We start from the raw sequence: 25,002 nt of genomic DNA on the forward strand, positions 1-25,002 counted from the left end.
AAGAACCATGGTCATTGGTAAAAAACTCAAAAACATTAATGAAGAAAACAACTTCTTCTATCTAACTTTAGCGCTGGTGATTTTGTTGCTAGGGAGTGCGATGGCACAAGTGGTAGGTGAAGGTACGATTGAACACATACTGCAGGCGTTCACGGTTCTCACGTTCATTGTCTGTTTTGCCAGCCTTCGCTTCGACAAAATGTGGTCTCGTTTCCTCTATACCCTGTTTGGCGTTTGGGTTCTTGTGATTGTGATCAAGACCGTTTTCAACATCCGAGAGATGAATGTAGTGATGCTTGCCCTCACCTTCGCGTTCTTTTTCGGCACTTTTAAATCCATCGCAAGGCAGATTCTTTTCACTGGCCACGTCAATAGCAACAAAGTCATTGGCTCAGTCGCGCTTTTCTTGCTGCTTGGTCTGATGTGGGCAATTGCCTATCTCATTCTTCTAGAGTTCTCGCCAACCTCATTCACTGGGATGGAAGCCATTTCTTGGGGGCAGAATTTCTCTAATGCGGCGTATTTTAGTTTCGTCACCTTAACCACGCTTGGTTATGGCGATATCAGCCCTCTAACGCCATTGGCTCAAGTCGTGGTGTATTTAGAGGCCATTACAGGTGTGTTCTATATGGCGATTGTTGTTTCAAGTCTCGTCAGTTCTAACATTGATCATCAGGTAAACAAAAATGGATAAACAATCGGTAAAAATCGACAGTAAGCTTTTCATCAGTAATATGGTGGAATCAGCAATACGCATTGGCTTGATCTTCGTCTTGCTGATGTTTACGTACGACATCATCAAACCCTTCATTCTTCCCGTTATTTGGGGTGCAATTATAGCCGTCGCTATAATGCCACTTACAAAAAAGCTGGAGCGTGCATATGGCGGTCGTAGAGGCCTGGCAGCCACAACGATTGCTTTACTTGGTATTGCACTCTTAGTCACACCACTTGTTATGGTGTCAGGTTCTATTGTGGATGGTGCAACGCATGCGCTTGAAGTATTGCAAAACGGACAAGTGAAGATCCCAGGTCCAAAACCTTCCGTTGCGGATTGGCCTGTCGTAGGTGATAAGCTCTATGAGGTGTGGACCCTATTCGCGACTAACCTTGAACAAGCGATTCAAACCTTTATGCCGCAGATAAAGTCCGCGCTCACTTCTTTGCTAGGCACACTTGGCGGTGTATTGGGCAGTTTACTGCTTTCAATCTTGTCACTTGCGATTGCAGCAGGTTTTATGACGTACTCTGAATCTGCAGCATCAGGGCTAAGAACCATCGCTATTCGTACCGCTGGTGAAAACGCTAAAAGCTGGACCACGCTTATCGCAGCAACCATTAAAAGCGTACTGCTTGGCGTAGTCGGTGTGGCGGCGATTCAAGCCCTATTGATCGGCGCTGGTTTCTTTGTATTTGGCGTTCCGGCAGCTGGTTTGCTCACTCTGATTCTGATGATCTTGTGTATCGCTCAGCTACCAGCGCTGCTTGCTGTACTACCAGTGATTGGCTTCATGTACATGACTCAAGATACAACGACAGCAACCATGTTTACTGTCTGGGTAGTAGTTGCAGCACTTTCTGAAAACCTGTTCAAACCAATGTTAATGGGACGTGGTGTCGACGTACCAATGCCTGTGATTCTGCTCGGTGCCATCGGTGGTATGCTTTTCTACGGCATCGTTGGTCTGTTCTTAGGTGCTGTTATCCTGGCGATTTGGTATGAGTTGTTCGTTTGGTGGTTGAGCATCGAGAAAGCACAGCAGCAAGAAGAAATGGCAGAACAACAAGACGCTTCTGATGACCAATCAGAGCCTGGACACGGTGCAGGCATATAATAAATCAATAAGTTAGAAAGAAATTTAATCTATAACTTATGATATCAAACCGCTCTATTGCAGCGGTTTGATTCTATTTGGATCACAGTTTCCCCGTAATAAATGCGATAAAAATGACGTTCTTGTTAAATTTTCATACTTCTTACACTTGGGAGTTGCAATCGGGCAATGAACGATGCACTCTCGATGACCACTAATTTGCTTAGGATAAAAACAATGAAATTGATCAAGCCTTTAACTTGTGCGCTTGCTTTCGCAATGAGTGGCATGGCATTCGCAGATGTAACCGTGAGTGTTCCTGACAACGTTTCAGTATTAGCGGCTAACGGTGAAAAAGCAGACCTTTCGGGTGGTTTTTTCGCCTCGGAAAGAACACTAACGTTACCTGATGGCGTTAACCAAGTCGTATTTCGCTTCGCCCCTTACTTTAACCAAGGTAATGACCGTTTAAGTGTTGAAAGCGATGTTATCGTTACACGATTTGACGCTGCCAATGCCGAGCTGACGCTACAAATGCCAGAATACCGCAACCTTCGCGATGCGGAAGAAAAGATCAAGGACTTAGATTGGAAACTGGTTGATGATTCAGGCAACACCGTCGCCGTTGAGCAAGACAAATTGATCAAACCGGGTATGCAAATCGGTCGTAATTACGTGCGTGAAGTGGAAAGCTACAACAAAACAGGCGGCGTTGCTGCTATCGCTGTTGCTGGTGCAGCCGTTGCTCAACCAGTCACACTGCCAGCAAAGATTCCTGAAGATATGAAACAAGCGAGAGCGACTGCGGTTAAATCAGATTCGACAGCAGAAGAGATGCTGCACTTCTGGTACCAAAAAGCAGACGCAGAAACCAAAGCTCGCTTTAAAGCGTACGTTAATCAACAATAAGTCTGATTAATTCTATCGATATTAAAAAAGCCACTTCATGTGGCTTTTTTGATCGAACAAGCGAGGACGTTTGAACGACTTTGGTATTGGTGATCATCATGTCTTCAATATGGTTATATCAATTTAACCAAACGCTACCAGTAACGCTCATAGATGATATTGCCTCCTGTTTTAGGACGATACTTTTCCAACCCAAGCCCTTGTAAGACTGGCAAGGTATCTTTGATCATCTGCGGGTTCCCACACATCATGACGAAACTACTTTGAGCAGAGAATGGCACATCAGCAGCGTTGGACAGTCTACCCGATTCGATGAGTTCGGGAATTCGACCTTGTAACTGACCATCCACCACTTCCCTACTGACTATCGGGATGTACTTTAATCTGCCTTCATATCGTTGCTGTAGTTGCTCAATCAGATATTTGTAGACCAGATCTTTTTCGTAGCGAACCGCATGAACAAGCACAATTCGCTCATTATGAGGTGGTAAGTTTATATCATCCAGTAGCGATAAAAACGGTCCAATACCTGTACCTGTAGATAGCAGCCACAGATCATGAGCCTGTTTAGGAATAGAATCGTGGATTAAATCACCATGTGCGGTCTCACCAACATAAATACTATCACCAGATTTAAGCTTTTGGAGCCTTGGGGAAAGTTGTCCTTGAGGGTCCGCTACTATTAGGAACTCCAACCAATCGAACTGTTCGCTTGGTGCATTAACCACAGAGTAAGCACGGCTGATCGGCTTGCCCTCATCATCTAGCAAAGCAAGCTTGGTGAACTGGCCGGCTTTAAAGGTAAGAGGCGCGCCTGAGACCCTTAAACTGAACAGCTCGCCAGTCCAGTCAATGCGTTTTTCCACCTTGGCTAGATTGAAACCTTTCAGCTCAGTCATGAGACACCTCCTATTTGGTTACTCTTAGTTAAACTTACGCCTTCAACTCGATTATGTAAAGTTTCTAGTTTACATAATAAGATTGCCATTTCATTTCACATTTTAAAAACAATTTTATTACATATTAAATGATTACATCTAGAATAAATGCTCAAAGTGATAAGTCGCGTCGCAATTTGTGGCAATGCAGATGAAAAAGGAGCACTAAAAATGGACACACTGTTAAAGGACTTTCCCGTTATCACAGAGATCAAAGTCGCATGGGGTGAAATGGATGCTCTGCAACACGTCAATAACGTGGTCTATTTCCGCTACTTCGAGACAGCGCGTTTAGATTACTTCAACAAAATTAATCTGCTAGTCGACCTGCAAACCTCGCAAATTGGGCCAGTACTGAGCGAGACGCAATGCCGCTACAAGCTTCCTGTCACTTACCCAGACACGTTATTAGTCGGCTCGCGCGTAATCGACATGCAAGAAGATCGCATCACGATGGAATACCAAGTGCTGAGTAAGAAGTGGGGTAAGATTGCGACCATCGCCACCGCTACTGGTGTGATGTTTGATTTTAAGAACAACGAGAAAGCGGCCATTCCAGACCACGTTCGCCAGTCGATTTTAGACTTGGAAGGAACTGTGGGTAGCACGCATCATTTAGAGTAGCAAGAAACGAGAGATTAAAGGCGAGGTTCCCGACAGCGCTTCTTCATCGCTATCGGGAATAATGCTGAGGTACTATTCCAGCCTACACGATAAGAAAAGCTGCGTCATTCTAGCGAGCCATAGCGAGACTAAGAATCTACTTACCGCTTGCTGCAGACCCTAGAGCGATGAATAAACTCAATACAATCTGAGAGTAGATTCTGAATCACGCTCGTTCCTCGCTGTTCAGAATGACGGTTTGAGTTTAGCTCTGACCTCTATAAAACCATCTAAAAAGCTATTCCAGACAAGCCTAAGTGACCATCCGGAATCTCGCCTTAAATGTAACAGCAGAGCTACTCTTCCAGCCTACGCGATAAGAAAAGCTGCGTCATTCTAGCAAGCCAAAGCGCGACGAAGAATCTACATACCGCTTGCTGCAGACCATAGAGCGATGAATAAACTCAATACAATCTGAGGGTAGATTCTGAATCACGCTTTAGACGTAACAGCAGAGCCACTCTTAAAGCCCACACGATAAGAAAAGTGACGTCATTCTAGCGAGCCAAGGCGAGACTAAGAATCTACATAACGCTTGCTGCAGACCATAGAGTGATCAGCAGAACGTCTCGATATATAGCGCTTCCACCTTATCTCTTGCCCATTGCGTTTTACGCAAAAACTTCAGCGAAGATTTGATCGACGGATCTTTCTTAAAACAGTTCACTCGAACGCGCTCATACAGGCCATTCCAACCAAAGTGTTCAACTAGTCGGGTGACGATTTTTTCTAAACTCAACCCATGCAGAGGGTTATTCGGCTGTTCGTTGCTCATGTTGTTGATCCAGTAGCGATGTAAGTGGCGGGCTAATCTAACTCAAAGTGACCACTTAACCTAATGTTTTCACCTTCAAAGGCGTTTAGCTTGAATTACTTTGCTCATCTCCCCTATAGTAGCTCAAACTTCACAAACATCCTTTTCACGATGAAAGCCCTCAACGACCTCAATATTTTTGTCGAAACAGCGCGCCAAGGCAGCTTTTCAAAAGCCGCTAACAGCATGGACATGACACCTGCCGCCATTAGCGCATCGATTAAGCGTCTTGAAGGGCAAATCGGTTTCCCGTTGTTTGTGCGTTCTACCCGAAGCCTGCGTTTAACCTCAGAGGGCGAACTGTTTTTAGACAAAACCACGCAAGCGTTGGCAACATTGCAAGAGGGGTTGGATCAGATCTCAAGTGCGCGTGGCGAGTTATCTGGTCAACTGCACATTACTGCGCCCTCCGATTTTGGTCGCAATATGTTGCTCGATTGGGTGGATGAGTTCATCGATCTCTACCCAAATGTTTCCATAAAACTAGAGCTGTCCGATAGCTTGACGGATATGTACACCAAGCCTGTCGATATTGCGATTCGCTACGGCGAGCCGGCCGACTCCAATCTGGTCGTGTTGGCTTTGTGTGGGTCAAACGAACGGATCTTATGTGCATCGCCAGAGTACGTAGCTACACACCCAGAACTCACCTCTCCTGCCGATTTAATGCAACACAACTGCTTGTGCTATATGGTCGCGGATTCGGTCTACAACAAATGGACGCTCACGCGTGGCGGCGAGAAAGAACAAGTCGTGGTCAGCGGTAACTTGATGAGCAACGATAGTGACTTGCCACATCGGTTAGCGATCAAAGGCAAAGGCATTGCGAATAAGTCGTTGATGGACATCAGCCGAGACTTAATCGAGGGAAGATTGGTGCGAATGTTACCAGAGTGGGATTGCGGCCCAGTGCCACTCTACATGGTGTGCGCCGATCGTCGCTTACTGACGCCAACGATTCGGACTTTCCGCGACTTTATCCAACAAAAATGCTGCCAGCAACGCGCCAACGTGCTGGCAACCTTCTGTCATTAGGCGATAAATCGAAGAGGACGAATCTGGGTATATTCAACCCAATCGTTCTCTTCCAATGTTTCAAGAAACGTCGCCATGTGCGGGCTTTGCAAATGCTTATCCAAGGCCTCTTGCGATGCCCAAATTTCTTGGAACATAAATAGGCCTTCAACTTTTTCGTCGAGATACAACTCGTATTGGCAACAGCCTTCTTCTTGACGAGTTGGCTCTAGTAAACCAGCAAGCAAATTCACCACCTGATCCTTACTATCTGGATAGGCTTTCACTTCTGCAACTAAGTGGATCATCGTTTTATCACTCTTTTGCGATTTATATATTGATTACAGGGTTCTACGTCACCTGCAAGTAAGCTCGAATTAGATCTCGGTGAATACGGTTTCTGCGTCCCAGCGAGACTTTGGCGTTTTCGCGTTGAAGTCATCTTCCGCGTGGTAGCCAAGCGGCACGATCACAACGCTGGTGTAACCTTTTTCACGCAAGCCAAATTCTTCATCCAGCACTTTGGGATCAAACCCTTCAATTGGCACTGCATCAATTTCTAGCGTCGAAGCACCCAACAGCAACGTACCCACGTTGAGGTAAACTTGTTTCTCCATCCAATGGTTCGCATCTTTCAGATCAAAACGGTGCATGTTCACAAAGTAGCTACGACCACCGCGCACAGCCGCTTTCGCTTCTTCGGTTGGGAATCGGCCATCTTTTTCTTCTTGCGCCATTAGCGCTTCAATGTAGTCGTTATCAATGCCTGTTTTTGCACAAAACACCAATACGTGAGAAGCGTTGAGAATCTTCGCCGCGTTAAACGCGTAATTCTCTTGCGCCGCTTTAGCGATGCGCTGTTTGCCTTCTTCTGTGCTTGCCAGAATGAAATGCCAAGGCTGGGAGTTCACACTCGATGGACTAAAACGAATCAGCTCTTTAACTGCGTCGATTTTTTCTTGAGGTAGCTTGCGCGTTGGGTCAAACACTTTCGTTGAGTAACGAGATTTTGCAGCTTGTACGATATCCATGAGGTTCTCCAATTAATGAATTTAAGCTGTGTAACAGCATAACCTCATGAGATAAAGGGAAAAACCGATTTCGATTAAAAACATTTTCAAAATAAATTTGAAAATAAAACGATAAGAAAGGCTTTGAGCGTTCTCACTGAACTTCTTCATCTTTTCGGCAATAATGCTTGTTTGCTCGCAACCAAACTCAACTCATGCAGCCTCAAGATAACGTTATTACATCCTTTCTGTGTAAAAAGCTCGGTCACAATCACCTGAGAATTGCCGGCGAATATTGGCACATTGAGAAGTTGGTTGCCTTGCAATGCATGATGTTGAAGGAAGCGCCTGACCTCCAAGAAGGCCTGCTGTGGTGGAGTAAAAGTGTTTCATTATTCGACCGCCGTTTGTACGTCACATTTCAACATGGTGATGCCCAAATCCATCTGCAAGTAGAATGCAGAACGGCCGATATGCCAAATTGGGCGGAGTCGGTGTTTGGCTTGCTCAAAATGCAGTTGGAAATGCTTGAGCTAAGCGAATCAATACAGGTACAGGTTCACGCCAACAATCCACTCGCGGCCGATATTTTTCTAGGGGAAACGCGAGATTCTAAAACGAGTTCAAGCGTGTTTGACTTGGTGAAACATGTTTATTTGCTGCTTTCTCACCAGCCAATTGAACAACCAGAATTGCTGAGTGTTTTGAACGCCTTGTTCATCAAAAACAGCAATTACGCGCTCAAGTTAGAGCAAGCGGCAAGGCAACTGGGCGTCTCCAAACGCACCTTGCAACGTCGACTACAAGAAAAACAAATGAGCTACTCTCAATGCGTTGATTTCGCTAAAAGAAAGCAAGCACTCACTTTGCTCGCCGATACCCAACTCACGACGCAGCAAATCGCCTATCAACTTGGTTACGAAGAACCATCGAACTTTCACCGCACTTTTCGTCGTTGGTATCCGTTTTCACCCATGCAGTATCGCCAACAATGTTTGGATAACCGAACTCAACTAAATCAACAACCGATCCGCTTGTACTACGCCAAAGCCAATACCTTCGACAATAACCACATCGACCAACCTGTCGGCAAAATCTGGATGGAAGTGGACAATATTGCGTTTGAAAAAGTGGTCTCGGTAGAATGCCGTGACCGTGATGGCGCATGGCGGCGCTACCCCGCCTTCTTCGAGCGTTTTTTAAGTCATGGCACCGAACTCTGGGCAACGACTGAACTTCCGGTGGCGCATCCCCTTACCTTTCGCCTGTGTTATGAAGTCGATGGAGAACGTTACATTGAGAATAACCACCAGCGTGATTATGTAGTTTCTAAGGGGCTTTTAATTGGCGCAACGGAATATATTGTCCCGACTCGGCAGCTTATTAACATTGGGGCGCAATACACGCTCTTTATCGAACTGGCATGCCGACTTGAAAACGTTGCGAGGATTGACGGTTACGTCGATGATGACCCCACACCTCACGCAATGCGCTTAACCAAACACTCGCTACATTATGCTTGTTGGGTGCTGCAATTATCGCTCACTCAAACTGCAAAGCAGTGCCGTTTCCGCCTTTATGATGAATCCGACAACGAGCTCGCGAAAGAGCATTACCCGATACAATATCCTATTGTGCAACCGCTCAATTAAAACTGTCGGTCAGATCAAAGTCGCCGCTTCGTGACATCATTTCACGTCTTTTTTGGCGTGAAGTGACACCCTCAATTTCAAACCTTTGCTTTATCGTTTCTGCATTGCTGCATAACGGAGGCAAAAACTGTGTTTGAAACTCTACCTAACCCAATGAATAAAATAAAAATACTCCCTTTAGCGATCGCTCTTGCTCTTTCTGGCTGTGGAAGCGACGAAACCACACCAGTCGATACAGGCAGCCACGTGGCATCTCCTGATTGGCAAGATCAAATCATTTACTTCCTGATGATCGACCGTTTTAACGACGGCGACAGCGCTCTTAATGCTCAAGGGCAAAACGAATTCGATCCGACTTCGGATAAAAAATTCAGCGGCGGCGACCTCGTTGGTGTGAGTGATAAGTTAAGCTACATCGAAGATCTCGGTGCCACATCGATCTGGATTACTCCGCCAGTTGCAAACCAATGGTGGGATGCAGAGCAAAACTACGGCGGCTACCACGGATACTGGGCGCGCGATTTCCAAAAAGTGGATGAACACTTTGGTGACATGGAAAGCTACCAAGCGTTAGCACGCGAAGTGCATGCGCGTAACATGTTCTTAATTCAGGACATCGTGACCAACCATGTAGGCAACTTCTTTACCTACGATGATCCTTACAGTTATGATCCAAGCCTACCTTGCCAAGGTTTCCGTTTGATAAAAAATGCGCTACCTGCCGGGCAAGAGCTGCCGTACCCACTCAACATGAACGAGTGTAAAACAGACGGCACAGGCAGCTACCACTGGACGCCAACCATCACCGACCACAATGATCCGGTACAAGAAAAAACCTGGCAGCTCTCTGATTTGGATGACCTTAATACGTCCGATCCTGAAGTACGCGCTTATCTAAAAGAGAGCTACCGAAAATGGATTCGCGAAATCGGCGTCGACGGATTCCGTATCGATACGGTGAAGTTTGTTGAACACGATTTCTGGAACGATTTCCTACACGCCGACGATGGTGTGATGACGCAAGCGGTTGATACCGGTCGTGACAACTTCCTCACTTTTGGTGAAGTATTCGAAACATCTACGCCATACAACACCGAAGGCGAAGAGAAGATGCTGACTTACATCGGTGAAAGTGGCTCGCCGAAACAGCTAACCTCGGTACTGAACTTCCCATTGCAAGCGACCATGACGCGCGTATTTGCATCAGGGCAACCGACCGACTATTTGCGTTTCCGTCTTGAGAAAATGATGGAGATGTTCCCAAATCCATACATCATGCCGAACTTCATTGATAATCACGACATGCCGCGTTTTCTGTCGCAAGGTAGCGTGAATGACATGAAACAAGCACTGATCACCATGATGAGCGTACCGGGTATTCCTGTGATTTACCAAGGTACAGAGCAAGCGATGTCAGCGGCGCGTGATGCGATGTTCGCCGGAGGGTACCGTGAAGATGGCAACTACGTAGACTCGTTCGACCAAAACAGTGAGATGTACTTGTTTATTCAAGAACTGGCCAAGCTACGCACTGAAAACAAAGTCATGACACGTGGCGAAATAAAAGTGATTGGCAGCGATAAAGCGGGTGCGGGCGTGTTCGCCTTTACCCGAACGTTGGATAACGACGAAGTCTTGGTTGTGATGAACACATCCAACTCGCCGATGTTGATGAACCAACTCGATGTAGAACAAGTTGGCGGCACCGTCTTCCAACAACAAATCATGTCGAACTGGGCAGAAGCTCCAGAACAGTTAATCGCAGATGAAAATGGTCACGTAACCCTTGAGCTACCAGCCAAGTCTGCAGTGATTTACTCAAAAACAAGCAGCAATCAATCTGTAGATACGCCAGACCTCAACATCCAACTAGCGCAGGATTGGGAAGGACAAACCATCACTGGTGATATTGTTATCGCGGGTAGTGCGAACGCCAACGAGAAGTTGAACCTCGTCATCGATGGTAACTTGGAAACAGCGCAAACCATTACTGTAGGCGCTGATGGTCAGTTTAGAGTCACGCTGTCGACTCGTCACTTTGCTATTGGCGAACAACAGCACCGCTTCGCGATTTATTCCACCGAGAAAAAAGCAGGCATCGAGGACGTGAATTTTGTCTCGAACCTAAGCTGGTCAAGCTCGCCGGATGACACCATTGATGATGCGGGCGATGCACAAGACGGCATGGGCGGTCCTAACGGTAACTACTCATTACCAACCGATCCAACGTTCGACAAAGACAACAGCCAACTCGCAATCAACAAAGCAGAGGTGTTTACCGTTGGCAGTAACGTACGTTTGACCTTCACCATGGACAACATCACCGATACTTGGTTGCCGCCAAACGGCTTTGACCACGTTGGTTTCACCATCTTTATTGATTTACCTGAAGAAGCCGCAACTAACTTGTCTGAGCTACCGAAGATCAACGCTTCTATGCCAAGCGGAACCTGGAGTCGCAATGCGGTTGTCTTTGGCTGGCAAAGCTCGATTTACAACACCAAAGGAGCAAATGCGACGACATGGGGAGAAGTGGTCACGCCAGCACCAACAGTGACAGTAGACAAAGCCAATAACACTATTTCGATGGACTTTGCTAGTGACGCGCTGGGCCGACCTGATTCACTGGATGGCATTCGATTCTATGTGACGACTTGGGACTTAGACGGCCTTTCGGCAACTTACCGTCCGCTAGAACAAAACAAAGGCCCTTGGAACTTCTCCGGTGGCGCATCGGATGAAAGTAATATTTGGGACGATTTACCAATCATCACCTTGTCGGAATAAACCGTTAAATAAGACACCGCCCAGCGTTTAGCTGGGCGGCCATCAACAAAAGAATGCAGAAAGACACTTCTGCTCGTTTTTATTCTAGTTAAAGAATGATTTCACCCACAGCACCAAACTGTCCCAAAGCTGACCAAACCACGAGCCCTCTTCTACCGCTTGGCTGCTGACCAAGGGATAACTCGCCACGGTACTGTCATCGCTTTTCCAAACGACCTTACCAATTTCATCCCCTAGCGCGATCGGCGCAATCAACGGTTCATTTAGCACCACACTCTTATCAAGCCCAGCCGTCATAGAACGAGGCAGAGTGAGATAGGTATCTTTGGCGAAGATAGCCTCAACTTGATTGGCATTTCCCTTCCAAACGCGAACTTTAGACTCAACCTGCCCTTGTTTGGCAACTTGTTTGGTGTCATAAAAACGAAAACCATAACTGAGCAAATTCTTGGATTGGCTCGTTCGAGCCTGCTTACTTGGCGTGCCCATCACTACCGAAATCAACCGCATTTTCCCTTCTTTGGCGGAGCTCACCAAACTGTATCCCGCATTGCTGGTGTAACCGGTTTTGCCCCCGTCGACATCAATGGAATTGTCCCACAGTAATTTATTGCGGTTGTACTGCGTAATGTCGTTCCACTTGAAGACTTTCTCACTGTATAGCGCATACACAGCGGGAACATCATTGATGATCGACTGCATGAGTTTTGCCATATCGGTAGGTGAGGTTTGGATGCCTTCGCTATCGAGACCATGGGAATTTACAAAATAAGTGTCTTGCAGTCCTAATTTCTCCGCCCAACCGTTCATCAAGGCAACAAAGCCGCGTTCACTGCCAGCAACGTGCTCAGCCAGTGCAACGCACGCGTCATTACCCGATTGGATGATCACGCCGCGCATTAAGTTCGCAACACTAATTTCATCTTTCGGTTTGATGAACATTTTAGAAGATCCGGGAAACTTGGCCGACCACGCGTTTTCGCTCACGGTGACAACATCATCCCAATTCAAACGCCCCGCTTTGATTTCTTGCCCAACTACATAAGCGGTCATCAACTTGGTTAAACTCGCCGGAGCAAGGCCTGCTCGCCCGTTATGCTCGGCAATAATGGCACCGGATTGAAAGTCCATTAATACGTAACCTTTCGCCTTTAATTGAGGTGGGTTGGGCGTAACAACGGCAAAAGTAGGTACGCTTATTAAACAAGTCACAATAATCCATCGAGCCAGTGACACTTTCATCCGACTTCCTCCATGCTCTCACTTTGTCGCAACTCTATTGAGCATAGCTCACTCAACCAGTTGCACCAGTCGCTAATCGTTTCATTTTCTTGAACTTACATTGATTTGACCAAGGTATAGAACTGACGAAGCGATTTGGAAATAGCATTGGTTCTTCACGCCATTCGCAGTAAAGTAGCGCTACCCCTCAATAAGGAAATAAAGATAACAATGAACGCTCAATCATTTATCGACGCAGGATTGCATTACACTCCCCACAGTTTTACCGTTCCTCTGGATTACCAAGACGTGAGTAAAGGCACCATTGAAGTCTTCGCTCGTGCGGTTTGCCTAGTTGGCGATGAAGAATCGACCAAACCTTGGTTGGTTTACTTTCAGGGCGGCCCGGGCTTTCCCTCTCCGCGTCAAAACGGCAATAACGGCTGGGTAAAACGCGCGCTGCAAGAGTACCGAGTTTTGCTTCTCGACCAGCGCGGTACGGGCAATAGTTCGGTGATTAATCATCAGACTCTGGCTCATTTCACGCCGCAGAAGCAGGCCGAGTACTTGAGCCACTTCCGAGCGGATAACATCGTGCGCGACGCGGAGTACATTCGTGAGCAATTTGGCGTCGAAAAATGGGCGATCTTAGGTCAAAGCTTTGGTGGTTTTTGCTCTCTCACCTATTTGTCTTTGTTCCCAGACAGCTTGCTACAAAGCTACATCACGGGTGGCGTGCCATCAGTCTCGCGTCATGCCGACGATGTGTATGACGCTACCTTCAAACGTACCATGGAGAAAAACCAAGCGTTCTTCCAGCAATTTCCAAAAGCGCAACAACTTTGCCAAAACATTGCGAATCACTTGCTGGAAAACGAAGAGTACCTACCAAATGGTCAACGCTTCACGGTGGAGCAATTTCAACAAATCGGCATCAACTTTGGTGTGAGTGATACTTTCTTGCCAACTTACTATTGGCTAGAAAGTGCATTGATTGAAGTGAACGGCAAAAAACAACTTCGTTATGAGTTCTTGAACGATATGTTGGCGCAGCAAAACTTCCAAACCAACCCGATTTACGCCATTTTGCATGAATCGATTTATTGCCAAGGCTTTGCGTCGAATTGGAGTGCACACCGTGTTCGCCAAACCCGACCAGAGTTTAATTATGAACCTAGCAAGCCATTTTACTTTACGGGGGAAATGGTCTTCCCATGGATGTTCGATCAATACGTCAACCTCAAGCCACTAAAAGATGCCGCTGAAATATTGGCCGCGAAAGAAGATTGGGCTGCGCTGTACGATCAAACACAACTGGCTCAAAACAAAGTGCCTGTCAGTTGCGCCGTTTACGCCGATGATATGTTTGTGGAAATGGATATCAGCCGAGAGACGCTCGCGTTAATCCCAAATTCAAAAGCGTGGATCACCAACGAGTACGAGCACAACGGTTTACGTGCGGACGGTGAACGCATTCTCGACAGACTCATTGCCATGGGTAAACAGACCGCAGCTGCGTTGAAGTAAGCACGGCAGACGTTAGAAATGCGCCTTTTCAGTATTTGGTGAAAAGGCGTTTTATAGCGGTTTATGAACAATGGCGATCAGTCTTTCACTCTTTGTCCCTCACCACTTTATGTCTAAAACTGCGACATGTCCTTTCCTTGTCAATGACTCCGGTGATTATTTGGTGCTTCTTGCGCCTAACTTTTTTGAAGGGCCTAAAACAGAATAACAGCATAAATTTAAACCAAAAGTATCGGCTCCAACCTACCTAACTCACTATAATTAATGCTTATAATTTGAACACATAGCGGCTTCACCTGCGGACATGCTCCCCCTATCAAAGACCGCCAGGCCCCGCCTACTCATAATATCCATATAATTTGTCCGTATTTCCGACTAATTTAGTCAGGTATACTTCGTGCCGCTAAAATTTTAAGGTCGTTGACCACCTGTATTTTTAAAGGAAACCTCATGAGTCAGTATGTAGTTTGTGCGCTGTACAAGTTTGTTGAGCTGAATAACTATCAAGAACTACGCGAGCCATTACTTGCGTTGATGGAAAAACACCATATTCGCGGAACATTACTGCTGGCAAGTGAGGGCATCAACGGCACTGTTGCCTCTGATCGTGCAGGTATTGATACGCTACTGGAGTGGCTAAACAACGAGCCTCGTTTGACAGGCACCGTATACAAAGAGTCGTATTCTGAGACCCAGCCATTCAATCGCACCAAAGTGAAACTGAAAAAAGAGATCGTAACATTAGGTGTTGAAGGCATCGACCCTCGCCACGTAGTGGGTACTTACGTGAAACCTCAAGAGTGGAACGATCTTATTGCTGATCCTGAAGTGTTTGTTGTCGATACACGTAATGATTACGAAATCGAGATCGGCACATTCAAAGGCGCTGTAAACCCAAATACTGAAACCTTTCGTGAATTCCCAGACTATGTAAAAGAAAACATGGACCCGGAAAAGCATAAGAAAGTGGCGATGTTCTGTACCGGTGGTATCCGCTGTGAGAAATCAACTGCTTACATGAAAGAACAGGGCTTTGATGAGGTCTACCACTTAGAAGGCGGCATTCTTAAATATCTTGAAGAAGTTCCTCAAGAAGAGAGCATGTGGGAAGGTGACTGCTACGTTTTCGATGGCCGTGTTGCAGTAAACCACCAGCTAGAAAAAGCAGATTACGATTTATGTAACGCTTGTCGTCTACCGATCACTGAAGAAGACAAACAGTCAGAATTGTTCGAGCAAGGCGTGAGCTGCCCGAAATGTCACGGCACACACTCAGAAGAACAAATTGCTCGATTCCGCGAACGTGAAAAACAAATTGTTCTTGCAGAACAACGAGGCGAGCAGCATGTTGGTGGCGAAAGTGCCAAGCAAAGAGAAGCTCGACGTGCCGCTAAGTACGCACAAAAAGAAGCTCAGCGTAAACAAGACTAAGCTCGACTCTAATTCTATTTTAAGCGAGCTGCCGTAAGGTGGTTCGCTTTTACTATGCACCAACACTCTTTCAATACAATTTTGTATCCTTCACCAAAACCTCTAGTTGATTGTCTCTTTTGCCTTCGGGTAGCCCCACCATCTCATCATAAGCACTTTGATGTACTAAAACCTGCTTATTTGCTTTGATATTCTTGCACTTCTTTTGCATCTCGATAAGGGAATGAGCCCTCAAAAAGATACCGTTGTCGTCAGTGATGAATTGCGCTTTTCCATCAACTACGACAGATGCTTGATACAATGCGAGATCAAGCGAGTGAATGATCAATTTATCTACGTAGAAGAACTTTTCTAACTTACTCAGTGGTATCGACATGTCTCACCTCCTTGTGAGCAACCTCTACGTTTTAATGAACAAAACCGATCATTAGGTGAGATCTCTTCGGGTCATTTGCGTACAACATCGGAAACAAAGAGGATTCCGATGCAAACAATCAATGTCGTGTGGTTAAAACGAGATTTAAGACTGACTGACCACCAGCCCTTAACACAAGCATTGTCGTCAAAGCACCCAACGGTACTTTTATATATTGTTGAACCGTTGCTGTTAAACAACCCTCACTATTCTGAGCGTCACTGGCGATTTGTTTGGCAATCATTGCAAGACATGAATGAAACGCTCAAAGCCTATGGACACCGCATCACGGTTCTGTTTGGCGATGCCTTAGCATGTTTTCAATCAATTCAAATGCAATATCAAATCAACGCTGTGTTTTCTCATCAGGAAATAGGGCTCAACTGCACCTTTGAGCGCGATAAGCAAATTGCCGACTGGCTGCATGAGCAGAACATCACGTGGTTTGAGTTCGAGCACAGTGCTGTTATTAGAGGAGCAAAAGACCGGCAGGGTTGGGACAAACATTGGGATTTGGTCATGAGAGCCTCCATAAGCCCTCTTGAGCTGCAAACCAACTTGTTGCATTCATTGGATGCAGAATCACTCGGTTGCGCGTTTTCGCCACCTTCATCCTGGCTATCAAAATGCAAAGGAATGCAAACGGGAGGAAGCCAACTCGCTTGGAAAACACTGGAGGACTTTTTCAATCGTCGAGGTCGTGATTACTATCGAAGCATTTCTAGTCCCACAGCCTCACGTACAGCCTGTACTCGCCTTTCTCCATACCTCGCTTGGGGTAATATATCCTTGCGTGAAGTTTATCAGTACCTATTGAAATACTGGCAAGTTGCTGGGTTTCGTCGCAGTTTAATTGCGTTGTCTTCACGGCTGCATTGGCACTGCCATTTCATGCAGAAATTCGAGTCGGAATACGACATGGAGTTTTACTGTGTTAACCGAGCTTACGAATCGTTGATTAAACAAAGTAGCACTTTCGATGAAGAAAAGTTAGCAGCATGGAAATCTGGATATACAGGCATACCTTTGATCGATGCCTGTATGCGCTGTTTGCATCAGACTGGCTATATAAACTTTCGCATGCGCGCCATGCTGGTTAGTTTTCTCACTCATCACATGAACATGGATTGGCGAACTGGCGTGACGCATTTAGCGCAACTATTCCTCGACTTTGAGCCTGGTATTCATTACCCACAATTCCAAATGCAAGCCGGGGTAACTGGGACCAATACAATCCGGATTTACAACCCGGTTAAGCAAGCCCAAGAACATGACCCTGATGGCGCGTTCATCTATAAATGGGTGCCTGAATTGCAAATGGTCCCCACCCCACTATTGTTCGAGCCCTGGAAAATGACACAGATGGAAACCGTCATGTACCACTTGAAACCGGATAGCCGTTACCTAGCGCCTATTGTCGACCTAAATAGCGCAGCTAAAGACGCAAGGGAGCGTCTATGGGCATGGCGCAAACGGGCCGATGTAAAACAAGAAGGCAAACGAATTTTAACGCGACACGTGAGGCCATCGAAAGAAAGCAGGGCTCGTTGATCATCTCTTCATTTAGATGCGTACAAACGAAGACATTCTCTAGGGAAACCGTTGTACCCTCAACTCGTAAGGAACACATTATGTTTAAACGTATTTTGGTTATCACGGCTACATTGATGGCGACTTTATCTTTTATGCTTCCCGTCAAGGCTCATGAGCATGGCATGATGAAGGCTGATATTGTCGACGTTGCCACTGAAAACGGCTCTTTCAATACACTTGTCGCTGCAGTGAAAGCGGCTGATCTAGTCGATACACTCAAAGGAGAAGGCCCATTTACTGTTTTTGCACCAACGGATGACGCTTTTGCAAAACTGCCTGACGGTACAATCGATATGCTCTTAATGCCGGAAAACAAAGACAAGTTAGTATCCATTTTGACTTATCACGTCGTCCCAGGGAAAGTAATGGCTGCCGATGTTGTTAAGCTGGACAAAGCGACTACGGTTCAGGGGCAAGACGTGATGATTAAAACCATGGGTGATAAAGTCATGGTCAACGATGCAAATGTAATGGCAACCGATGTGAAAGCTAAAAACGGCATCATTCATGTTATTGATACCGTCATTATGCCTAAATAAAATGATTCAGAGGGCGGTATATTCCGCCCTTTAAACGGTGCTTCTTCTATCCTTAATCCTGCCCCTTCCCACCTTCGACCCAACAACCAATCACTCATTCACCCCAGCTATAGAAAAGAAAAAAAACAACATGAAAACCAATACCTTAGAAACAAAACAGCACAATATCAATGAGGTTGGCGTAACGTTACCTTTCAATTTGAGAACATGATCCCATGTCAGTGTCGTTTACTTTTCCACATGTAAATTCTTGAGCTAAATTTTGGCTGCTCAATCACATTTCGGCAAACCACTCGAAAGGGTGGGACGCAAAGCTTCCGGTCTGTCAGCATTCCATCATCAAAAGTAATGCTCATGATAGCGGGGTTGCCATGTTGCAACACTACATTGTCCAAATGTATGGATTCATGCAGCGTTGCTTCGTGCTCAGCATGCGCCGAGGTGTGACATTAATTTGTCAGCCATAACAGAGGACATGTGATGAAATCCTTTCCAACCAAATCCGTACTCACGTTAGCACTTGCAAGCATTAGCTCAAGTGCTGCGGCTCACGGCTACGTATCAGAAACCAATGATGGTGTCGCTGCAAGTCGCGCGGCACTATGTAAGTATCCAACACCTGATACTAACGAAAAAAATAATAACTGCGGTGCCATTCAATACGAGCCACAAAGTGTTGAAGGTCCTGATGGTTTTCCACAAACAGGGCCTCGCGATGGAAAAATAGCAAGTGCCGAAACCGCTCTAGCTGCCGCTCTTGATGAACAAACTGCCGACCGCTGGGTTAAACGTCCTATTCAATCAGGTACACAGACTTTTGAATGGACATTTACCGCTAACCATGTGACGCGTGACTGGAAATATTACATCACCAAACCTGATTGGAACCCAAATTCCTCACTATCACGCGACTCGTTTGATCTGACTCCTTTCTGTGTAGTCGACGGCAATATGGTTCAACCTCCAAAACAGGTGAGCCATCAATGTAATGTGCCTACGCGAGAGGGGTATCACGTCATTCTGGCGGTATGGGATGTTGGCGACACAGCGGCTTCATTTTATAACGTTATCGATGTGAAATTTGATGGCGACAGTCCAGTCATTCCAGATTGGACGCAAGGCGGTCAAATTATTCCGACGATGGATTTAAATGTTGGAGATTCGGTTTATACGCGCGTATTTGATCAGGCGGGTGAAAACATAGCTTATCGAACCGAGCTAGAAATTACCGATGCAGTCATGGGCAAAGCGAAAAATTGGTCTTACGCTCTAGCAACGAAGATCAACCAAGAGCAAACTAAACTGCAAGCTGGACAGTATGCCGAGGATAAATTCACTCCTGTTTATGGTACTAACCCGGTGTACCTGCAAGCTAATAGCGGCCTTGAGCGTGTAGAAATCGGCTACAAGATAGAAACTCCCGCTCCAGAGTACTCACTCACAGTAGATGGCTTAGCAGACGAGTATATCATTGAGTCAACACCGACAACGTTGGATCTGACACTAACTGCTGAAGGCGATTTAAACGCAGAACTCACCGTGTACAATCACCACCGTGAGCCACTTGCAAGCTGGGCAGACGAAATGAAAGACGGCTCGGTGGAGGCTGTATCGCTCGCTTTAACCAAATCAGAGCCTGGTCACCATATGCTCGTGACTCGTATTAAAGACAAAGATGGCAACTTGGTGGATCAGCAAACGCTCGACTTTCACTTAAAAGAAGAGTCAGTAACGCCACCACCATCTGGCGAGTACGATTTTGTCTTCCCCGAAGGGCTATCTAGCTACACAGCGGGCACAAAAGTGCTTGCAAGCGACGGTGCCATTTACCAATGTAAACCTTTCCCATACTCTGGTTACTGTGTACAGTGGAAAGAAAGCGCAAACCAATACGAACCAGGAACTGGTTCACACTGGGAAATGGCTTGGGATAAAGTCAACTAAATCGCCCTTTGAACGTTAAGTAAAAAGAGCCTCGCTATGAGGCTCTTTCATTATCAAACGCAAAAATGGCAGTTTTCCCGATCTAAACCATGAACACCTGACAAATTGGCCAAATGCGCCCGCCCTTCAATCAGCCCCATTTCATAACCTTCCAATAGCACGGTTTGTCGCATTGATAAGCGCTGAACAGGAAAATTATCTGGTGGTGCAATCACTCTGACATGCGTTCCCGGTGGAGGATTACGAATAAATTCCAACGATTGATTGTAGTTATCTGCACGTCTTAACATCGCGTCCGCCATTTTAGGATGTTCGGCAAATAACTTCTTCATCAGCCATGTGGTTTTTACTGGCTTCTTGGCATAATTTAGCGGGTGAGAAAGCACAACGGTTATGTCTCGAGCCCCGCGACGATAAGCCTCACGCACCGGGATAGAATCTGCAACCCCGCCATCGGTATAGCAGCCTCCAGAAAAGCAAGGGGTATGCTTGTATGCAATGGGTAACGCTGTTGTCGCTTCAATCGCATGGTGAAAATTATCACGCGTCACGCGATAATAATCTGCCTGTCCTGTATCTACATTCGTCGTCGCTGCCAGAAAAGGAATGCCATTAAACAGTTTATTTTCATCGACGGGATACAAACGATTAGACTCTTCAAACAGCCACTTCACATCAATGAGATCCCCACCTTTAACGAATCGAGTCGGATCAAAAAAGCGTTTACTCGTTGCCAGCTTAGTAATGACATTAATGCTGCGATGCGGATAGTCGGTCAAATAACCAATCAAGTTTGATGCGCCAGCAGATACACCAATGGCAAAATCAAACGGTTTATAACTCTGCTCTAAAAACGCATCTAGCACTCCGCTTGCGAAGACACCTCGCATCGCGCCACCTTCCACTACAATTGCTTTTGTTGCCATATTTCCCCCATTATTCTTGCCAAAAGAGTAATGAAATTCGTGCAATCAAAACAATTGAATATTCTTATTATTGAAATAGGTGAAGTCTATTTATTTCTTTCTTAGAAAGTGAAAACTAAAGTTCAAAAAATCCACACCAGCTAGAAATGTAGGTGTGGATTTAGAGAGATGGAGACGCCTATGAGAAAACAGTTTTATAGGCTTCGCCCGCGCCATCAATAAACATTTGAGTACCGATAACCGCTAGGATTAAGCCCATCATTTTCGTCACGACGTTCAGAGCACTCGGTCCAACTGCTTTGACCAATTTGTCTCCAAATAAAAACAGTATATAGGTAATAACACACAACACAGCAAAAGAAACGATGGTAAAATGGTTTGATCAAAACCACCCGCCGTAGCAAAGTTCATCGCGGTAGCAATCGTTCCAGGCCCTGCTAATATCGGCATTGCAAGTGGAGAAACGGCAATGCTCAACGCCGCCTGCTGCTGCGCTGGAGAATACGCTTTCTCTTTAGTTTTCTGATGCGTCGAATCACCTTGAAGCATATTAAAACCGATCAAAAACACCAAGATACCGCCCGTTATTCGCAAGGCGTACAGCGTGATACCAAACAAATCAAAAATTAATTTACCGGCGATCGAAAATATCGCAATGATGACAAATGCAATAAAAACCGAACGAAGCGCCATGGAACGTACGGTTTCCCTATCCTCATCAGCCGTTAAACTCAAAAAGATAGGAATATTGGCGATGGGGTTCATGATCGCAAAGAAGCCCATAAACACCGTGACTGTATGAACGATGAGTTCTTTCATATTTTCCACTGCAGTTAAATTGTTGATTCTAAAAACAGTATATACGCTCTCAAGCAGAACGAGTGATGTATTCTCTATTCATCTTCACACTTATGCGCTAAGCATTGTTTTTCTTTTGAGATAGTTTACCGACTCATTAAATATCGCTAAGGTGAGGCTTCAGCCTTTACATGTAACAGGGGATGTTAAGTCACCATGAACAGTACGATACAAACAATTCTCAACCACCGATCAATTCGAAAGTTCACCTCACAACCTATTGAGAGCGAACAATTAGAAACGATTCTACAAGCTGGCCTTGCGGCGTCTTCATCAAGTATGTTGCAAGTCGTCTCAATTATCCGCGTGACTGATAAAGAAAAGCGTACGCTATTGGCACAATATGCGGGGAATCAAGGGTACGTTGAAAGCGCTGCTGAGTTTTTGGTGTTTTGCATTGATTACCAGCGCCACGCCAGTATCAATCCTGATGTGCAAGCTGATTTCACCGAGTTAACACTTATCGGTGCTGTTGATTCTGGCATCATGGCACAAAACTGCTTACTTGCGGCAGAGTCTATGGGACTAGGAGGCGTGTATATTGGTGGCTTACGAAACAATGCTCAAAAAGTCGACGAGTTACTAGGCTTACCTAAAAATACAGCCATTTTATTTGGTATGTGTCTTGGTCATCCAGATCAAGCCCCTGAAGTTAAGCCACGTCTACCTGCTCATGTGGTTGTTCATGAAAATCAATACCAAGAGCTAAATTTAAATGATATTCAGAGCTACGATCAAACTATGCAAGCGTATTATGCAAACCGTTCGAGCAATCAAAAACAAAGCACTTGGTCACAAGAAGTCACCAGTAAACTAGCTGGCGAATCACGTCCGCACATCCTTCCGTATTTGAATGGGAAGGGGTTAGCGAAGAAGTGACCATGTCGAAAGACAACAAAACAAAAACGAGACATGAGTCACATTATTAATAATCCTATTTAATACAACGAGATAATTAGTCGGTAGATTTTCTTGGTTGTATTTTAGAAAGAAAACACTACATATAGAGCTAATAAACAAAATTTGAGCTAATTGAACAAGTTTTTTATCCGCAATATGAAATCTTGTAAGTGAAAACATAAAAATACGATATTTATCTGGACACTTGCTGCATTACTGTCTATTGCTCTAATCATTGAAATTCATTAGAGTTCATGCCTCCAGATGCAATCAATCCCTTATTGAGCGCTTTATAAATAGAAGAAAGTGGTGCTTATAAGGTTATGTTGTGAAGTCTTTTCTGGAAAAGAATGTTGCTACCAGCAACTCGCTCTTTACGTCAGATGAATGAAAAAACATGAATTTCAAACATAAAAAGCTAGCTAGTTTAGTGCTCTCCTCAGTACTTCTTTCTGGATGTACTGTACCCGGTAGTCACCTTTCCACAGATGGAAAAAACTTCGTCGAAGACAGCAATGTTAGTCGCACTTCTGATTTCAATGTTTTTCCACTTACACTTGATAAAGTATCTCAACTTAAAAGTTTGGAGATAGAAGCCAAATCCAACCCTGATCTAGATCGCCAACTTAGCGCTTATGAGTATGAGGTTGGCCCTGGAGATATACTAAACATTACTATTTGGGATCACCCAGAACTAACTATTCCTGCTGGTTCTTATCGCAGCTCTGCTGAAGCGGGTAACTGGGTACATGCTGATGGTACTATCTTCTATCCATATATAGGTATTGTTGAAGTTGCAGGTAAAAACGTTCGTCAAATTCGTGCAGATATTTCTCGCCGATTAGCAAAGTACATAGAAAGTCCTCAAGTGGATGTCAGCGTCGCCGCTTTTCGTTCGAAAAAATCCTACATAACTGGTGAGGTAAATAATCCGGGACAACAACCAATCACCAATATCCCACTCACCTTGTTAGATGCAATTAACCGTGCAAGTGGATTAGCCGAAAACGCCGACTGGAAAAATGTAACACTGACAAGAAACGGCATAGTTGAAAACATATCTCTTTATGCGCTGATGCAAGAAGGCGACCTCACTGAAAATAGGCTACTCCAACCAGGTGATATCATCCATGTGCCAAGAAATGATTCACAAAAGGTTTTCGTTATGGGTGAAGTTAACGACCCTAAACTACTGAAAATAGATCGCGCTGGCATGAGCCTTACGGAAGCTCTGAGCAACGTTGGCGGTATTAACCAAATATCAGCGGATGCGACAGGTGTATTCGTGATTAGGAGGTCACAAGACGCTGGTTCACTGGGCGACATATATCAACTTGATGTCTCCGATGCGGCAGCGCTCGTTATTGGTACTGAATTTGCTCTCAAACCGTATGACATTGTTTATGTCACTGCGGCGCCTATCAGTCGTTGGAATCGCGTTATTGCACAGCTAGTACCTACCATCTCAGGCTTCAATGAACTTACAGAAGGCGTCCTTCGAGTCAGGACTTGGCCATAGAAAAAGCATTCTGAAGGGCTTGTTTGAACACAAACAAGTCCTTCAAACGTTGTCTATAAGGAGCAAAACATGTTTTCGAACATTCTTGTCGTGTGTGTAGGTAATATTTGTCGCTCCCCCACAGGAGAGCGGTTACTACAGCAACTACTCCCGGATAAACAGATTTCTTCGGCGGGTATTGCCGTAGAAAAAAGTCGCCTAACCGGAAAGCAAGCAGATGAAACCGCCAGACTTGTCGCGTTAGAACGTGGTATCTACCTGCTAGACCACAAAGCACAGCAGCTAACCGCTCAGTTGTGCGCAAAGCAAGACCTAATATTGGTGATGGAACAAGGTCATATCGATGCTTTGACGGAGCTGGTACCGGAGGCTAGAGGTAAAGCAATGTTATTTGGTCACTGGATAGGTTCCGTGGATATTCCAGATCCATACAGACAGAGTAGAGAAGCCTTTGAGCATACATTATCTCTGATTGAAAATGCTGCTCATGCATGGGCAAAAAAAATATAAATTCAGATCACTTGGCGA

The 25,002-nt window shown here is 45.4% G+C and carries 22 protein-coding genes, 1 pseudogene and 1 riboswitch; of the genes and pseudogenes, 15 read left to right on the forward strand and 8 right to left on the reverse strand.

Going from position 1 to position 25,002, the window contains the following annotated elements:
- Positions 1-7 precede the first annotated feature (7 nt).
- From D8S93_RS11370 to D8S93_RS11380, 3 genes are all read left to right on the forward strand, one after another.
- Entirely contained in the window at positions 8-694 is a 687-nt protein-coding gene (locus tag D8S93_RS11370; RefSeq protein ID WP_005396612.1) for a potassium channel family protein, read from the forward strand.
- A complete protein-coding gene (locus D8S93_RS11375) occupies positions 687-1,835 on the forward strand; it encodes an AI-2E family transporter (RefSeq protein WP_152813232.1) in 1,149 nt (382 codons plus the stop codon). Before D8S93_RS11370 ends, D8S93_RS11375 begins: the two co-directional genes overlap by 8 nt.
- Positions 1,836-2,051: 216 nt before the next feature.
- Complete coding sequence (locus tag D8S93_RS11380; protein WP_152813234.1) at positions 2,052-2,723, forward strand: DUF2057 domain-containing protein; 672 nt, start codon at positions 2,052-2,054, stop codon at positions 2,721-2,723.
- A 134-nt stretch (positions 2,724-2,857) separates the two neighbouring features.
- Here the strand turns inward: D8S93_RS11380 and D8S93_RS11385 are convergent, their stop codons facing one another.
- Complete coding sequence (locus D8S93_RS11385; protein WP_047009626.1) at positions 2,858-3,622, reverse strand: ferredoxin--NADP reductase; 765 nt, start codon at positions 3,620-3,622, stop codon at positions 2,858-2,860.
- A gap of 210 nt (positions 3,623-3,832) precedes the next feature.
- Here D8S93_RS11385 and D8S93_RS11390 point away from each other — a divergent pair, with 210 nt between their 5' ends.
- Entirely contained in the window at positions 3,833-4,285 is a 453-nt protein-coding gene (locus D8S93_RS11390) for an acyl-CoA thioesterase (RefSeq protein WP_152813236.1), read from the forward strand.
- A gap of 595 nt (positions 4,286-4,880) precedes the next feature.
- Here the strand turns inward: D8S93_RS11390 and D8S93_RS11395 are convergent.
- Positions 4,881-5,099, reverse strand: coding sequence for a VF530 family DNA-binding protein (locus D8S93_RS11395; RefSeq protein ID WP_005396617.1), 219 nt, complete (start codon positions 5,097-5,099; stop codon positions 4,881-4,883).
- A 150-nt stretch (positions 5,100-5,249) separates the two neighbouring features.
- Between D8S93_RS11395 and D8S93_RS11400 the strand changes: the two genes are divergently transcribed.
- On the forward strand, positions 5,250-6,173 hold the full coding sequence (locus D8S93_RS11400; protein ID WP_152813298.1) for a LysR family transcriptional regulator: 924 nt from the start codon (positions 5,250-5,252) through the stop codon (positions 6,171-6,173).
- Here the strand turns inward: D8S93_RS11400 and D8S93_RS11405 are convergent.
- Positions 6,170-6,460 carry a putative quinol monooxygenase gene (locus D8S93_RS11405; protein ID WP_005480132.1) on the reverse strand — a complete coding sequence of 97 codons (291 nt, stop codon included), beginning with the start codon at positions 6,458-6,460 and terminating at the stop codon, positions 6,170-6,172. The genes D8S93_RS11400 and D8S93_RS11405 overlap by 4 nt on opposite strands.
- 69 nt (positions 6,461-6,529) lie before the next feature.
- On the reverse strand, positions 6,530-7,183 hold the full coding sequence (locus D8S93_RS11410; RefSeq protein WP_005480118.1) for an oxygen-insensitive NAD(P)H-dependent nitroreductase NfsB: 654 nt from the start codon (positions 7,181-7,183) through the stop codon (positions 6,530-6,532).
- Between the two features lie 194 nt (positions 7,184-7,377).
- On the opposite strand from D8S93_RS11410, the gene D8S93_RS11415 reads away from it, so the two are divergent.
- Positions 7,378-8,814 carry a helix-turn-helix domain-containing protein gene (locus D8S93_RS11415; protein ID WP_152813300.1) on the forward strand — a complete coding sequence of 479 codons (1,437 nt, stop codon included), beginning with the start codon at positions 7,378-7,380 and terminating at the stop codon, positions 8,812-8,814.
- A gap of 129 nt (positions 8,815-8,943) precedes the next feature.
- Positions 8,944-11,601, forward strand: coding sequence for an alpha-amylase family glycosyl hydrolase (locus D8S93_RS11420; RefSeq protein WP_319802986.1), 2,658 nt, complete (start codon positions 8,944-8,946; stop codon positions 11,599-11,601).
- 84 nt (positions 11,602-11,685) lie between these two features.
- Here the strand turns inward: D8S93_RS11420 and D8S93_RS11425 are convergent, their stop codons facing one another.
- Entirely contained in the window at positions 11,686-12,843 is a 1,158-nt protein-coding gene (locus D8S93_RS11425; RefSeq protein WP_152813238.1) for a D-alanyl-D-alanine carboxypeptidase family protein, read from the reverse strand.
- 210 nt (positions 12,844-13,053) lie between these two features.
- On the opposite strand from D8S93_RS11425, the gene D8S93_RS11430 reads away from it, so the two are divergent.
- Both D8S93_RS11430 and D8S93_RS11435 read left to right on the forward strand, forming a co-directional pair.
- Positions 13,054-14,349: an alpha/beta fold hydrolase gene (locus D8S93_RS11430; protein ID WP_152813240.1), complete on the forward strand. Its 1,296-nt coding sequence runs from the start codon at positions 13,054-13,056 to the stop codon at positions 14,347-14,349.
- A 450-nt stretch (positions 14,350-14,799) separates the two neighbouring features.
- Positions 14,800-15,780, forward strand: a complete 981-nt coding sequence (locus D8S93_RS11435; RefSeq protein WP_085342522.1) for a rhodanese-related sulfurtransferase — start codon at positions 14,800-14,802, stop codon at positions 15,778-15,780.
- A gap of 70 nt (positions 15,781-15,850) precedes the next feature.
- On the opposite strand, the gene D8S93_RS11440 is transcribed toward D8S93_RS11435, so the two are convergent.
- A complete protein-coding gene (locus tag D8S93_RS11440; protein ID WP_134646142.1) occupies positions 15,851-16,156 on the reverse strand; it encodes a DUF6482 family protein in 306 nt (101 codons plus the stop codon).
- A gap of 108 nt (positions 16,157-16,264) precedes the next feature.
- Between D8S93_RS11440 and D8S93_RS11445 the strand changes: the two genes are divergently transcribed.
- The 3 genes from D8S93_RS11445 (at position 16,265) to gbpA (ending at position 20,271) form a co-directional block, all read left to right on the forward strand.
- Complete coding sequence (locus tag D8S93_RS11445) at positions 16,265-17,746, forward strand: cryptochrome/deoxyribodipyrimidine photo-lyase family protein (RefSeq protein ID WP_152813242.1); 1,482 nt, start codon at positions 16,265-16,267, stop codon at positions 17,744-17,746.
- An 80-nt stretch (positions 17,747-17,826) separates the two neighbouring features.
- Positions 17,827-18,327, forward strand: a complete 501-nt coding sequence (locus tag D8S93_RS11450) for a fasciclin domain-containing protein (protein WP_145533874.1) — start codon at positions 17,827-17,829, stop codon at positions 18,325-18,327.
- Between the two features lie 273 nt (positions 18,328-18,600).
- Positions 18,601-18,701, forward strand: a riboswitch (cyclic di-GMP riboswitch).
- 106 nt (positions 18,702-18,807) lie between these two features.
- Positions 18,808-20,271 carry an N-acetylglucosamine-binding protein GbpA gene (gbpA, locus tag D8S93_RS11455; protein ID WP_152813244.1) on the forward strand — a complete coding sequence of 488 codons (1,464 nt, stop codon included), beginning with the start codon at positions 18,808-18,810 and terminating at the stop codon, positions 20,269-20,271.
- A 53-nt stretch (positions 20,272-20,324) separates the two neighbouring features.
- On the opposite strand, the gene D8S93_RS11460 is transcribed toward gbpA, so the two are convergent.
- Together D8S93_RS11460 and D8S93_RS11465 are read right to left on the reverse strand one after the other, a co-directional pair.
- A complete protein-coding gene (locus D8S93_RS11460; protein ID WP_005397800.1) occupies positions 20,325-21,197 on the reverse strand; it encodes a patatin family protein in 873 nt (290 codons plus the stop codon).
- A 178-nt stretch (positions 21,198-21,375) separates the two neighbouring features.
- Positions 21,376-22,016 (reverse strand): annotated as a pseudogene (locus tag D8S93_RS11465) (MarC family protein).
- A 195-nt stretch (positions 22,017-22,211) separates the two neighbouring features.
- On the opposite strand from D8S93_RS11465, the gene nfsA reads away from it, so the two are divergent.
- The 3 genes from nfsA (at position 22,212) to D8S93_RS11480 (ending at position 24,984) form a co-directional block, all read left to right on the forward strand.
- Positions 22,212-22,934 carry an oxygen-insensitive NADPH nitroreductase gene (nfsA, locus tag D8S93_RS11470; RefSeq protein WP_152813246.1) on the forward strand — a complete coding sequence of 241 codons (723 nt, stop codon included), beginning with the start codon at positions 22,212-22,214 and terminating at the stop codon, positions 22,932-22,934.
- A 418-nt stretch (positions 22,935-23,352) separates the two neighbouring features.
- Complete coding sequence (locus D8S93_RS11475; protein ID WP_152813249.1) at positions 23,353-24,474, forward strand: polysaccharide export protein; 1,122 nt, start codon at positions 23,353-23,355, stop codon at positions 24,472-24,474.
- A 69-nt stretch (positions 24,475-24,543) separates the two neighbouring features.
- Complete coding sequence (locus tag D8S93_RS11480; RefSeq protein ID WP_152813251.1) at positions 24,544-24,984, forward strand: low molecular weight protein-tyrosine-phosphatase; 441 nt, start codon at positions 24,544-24,546, stop codon at positions 24,982-24,984.
- The last annotated feature ends 18 nt before the right edge of the window (positions 24,985-25,002 follow it).

The organism is Vibrio sp. VGrn 2 (assembly GCF_009361695.1).
GTDB lineage: Bacteria > Pseudomonadota > Gammaproteobacteria > Enterobacterales > Vibrionaceae > Vibrio > Vibrio diabolicus.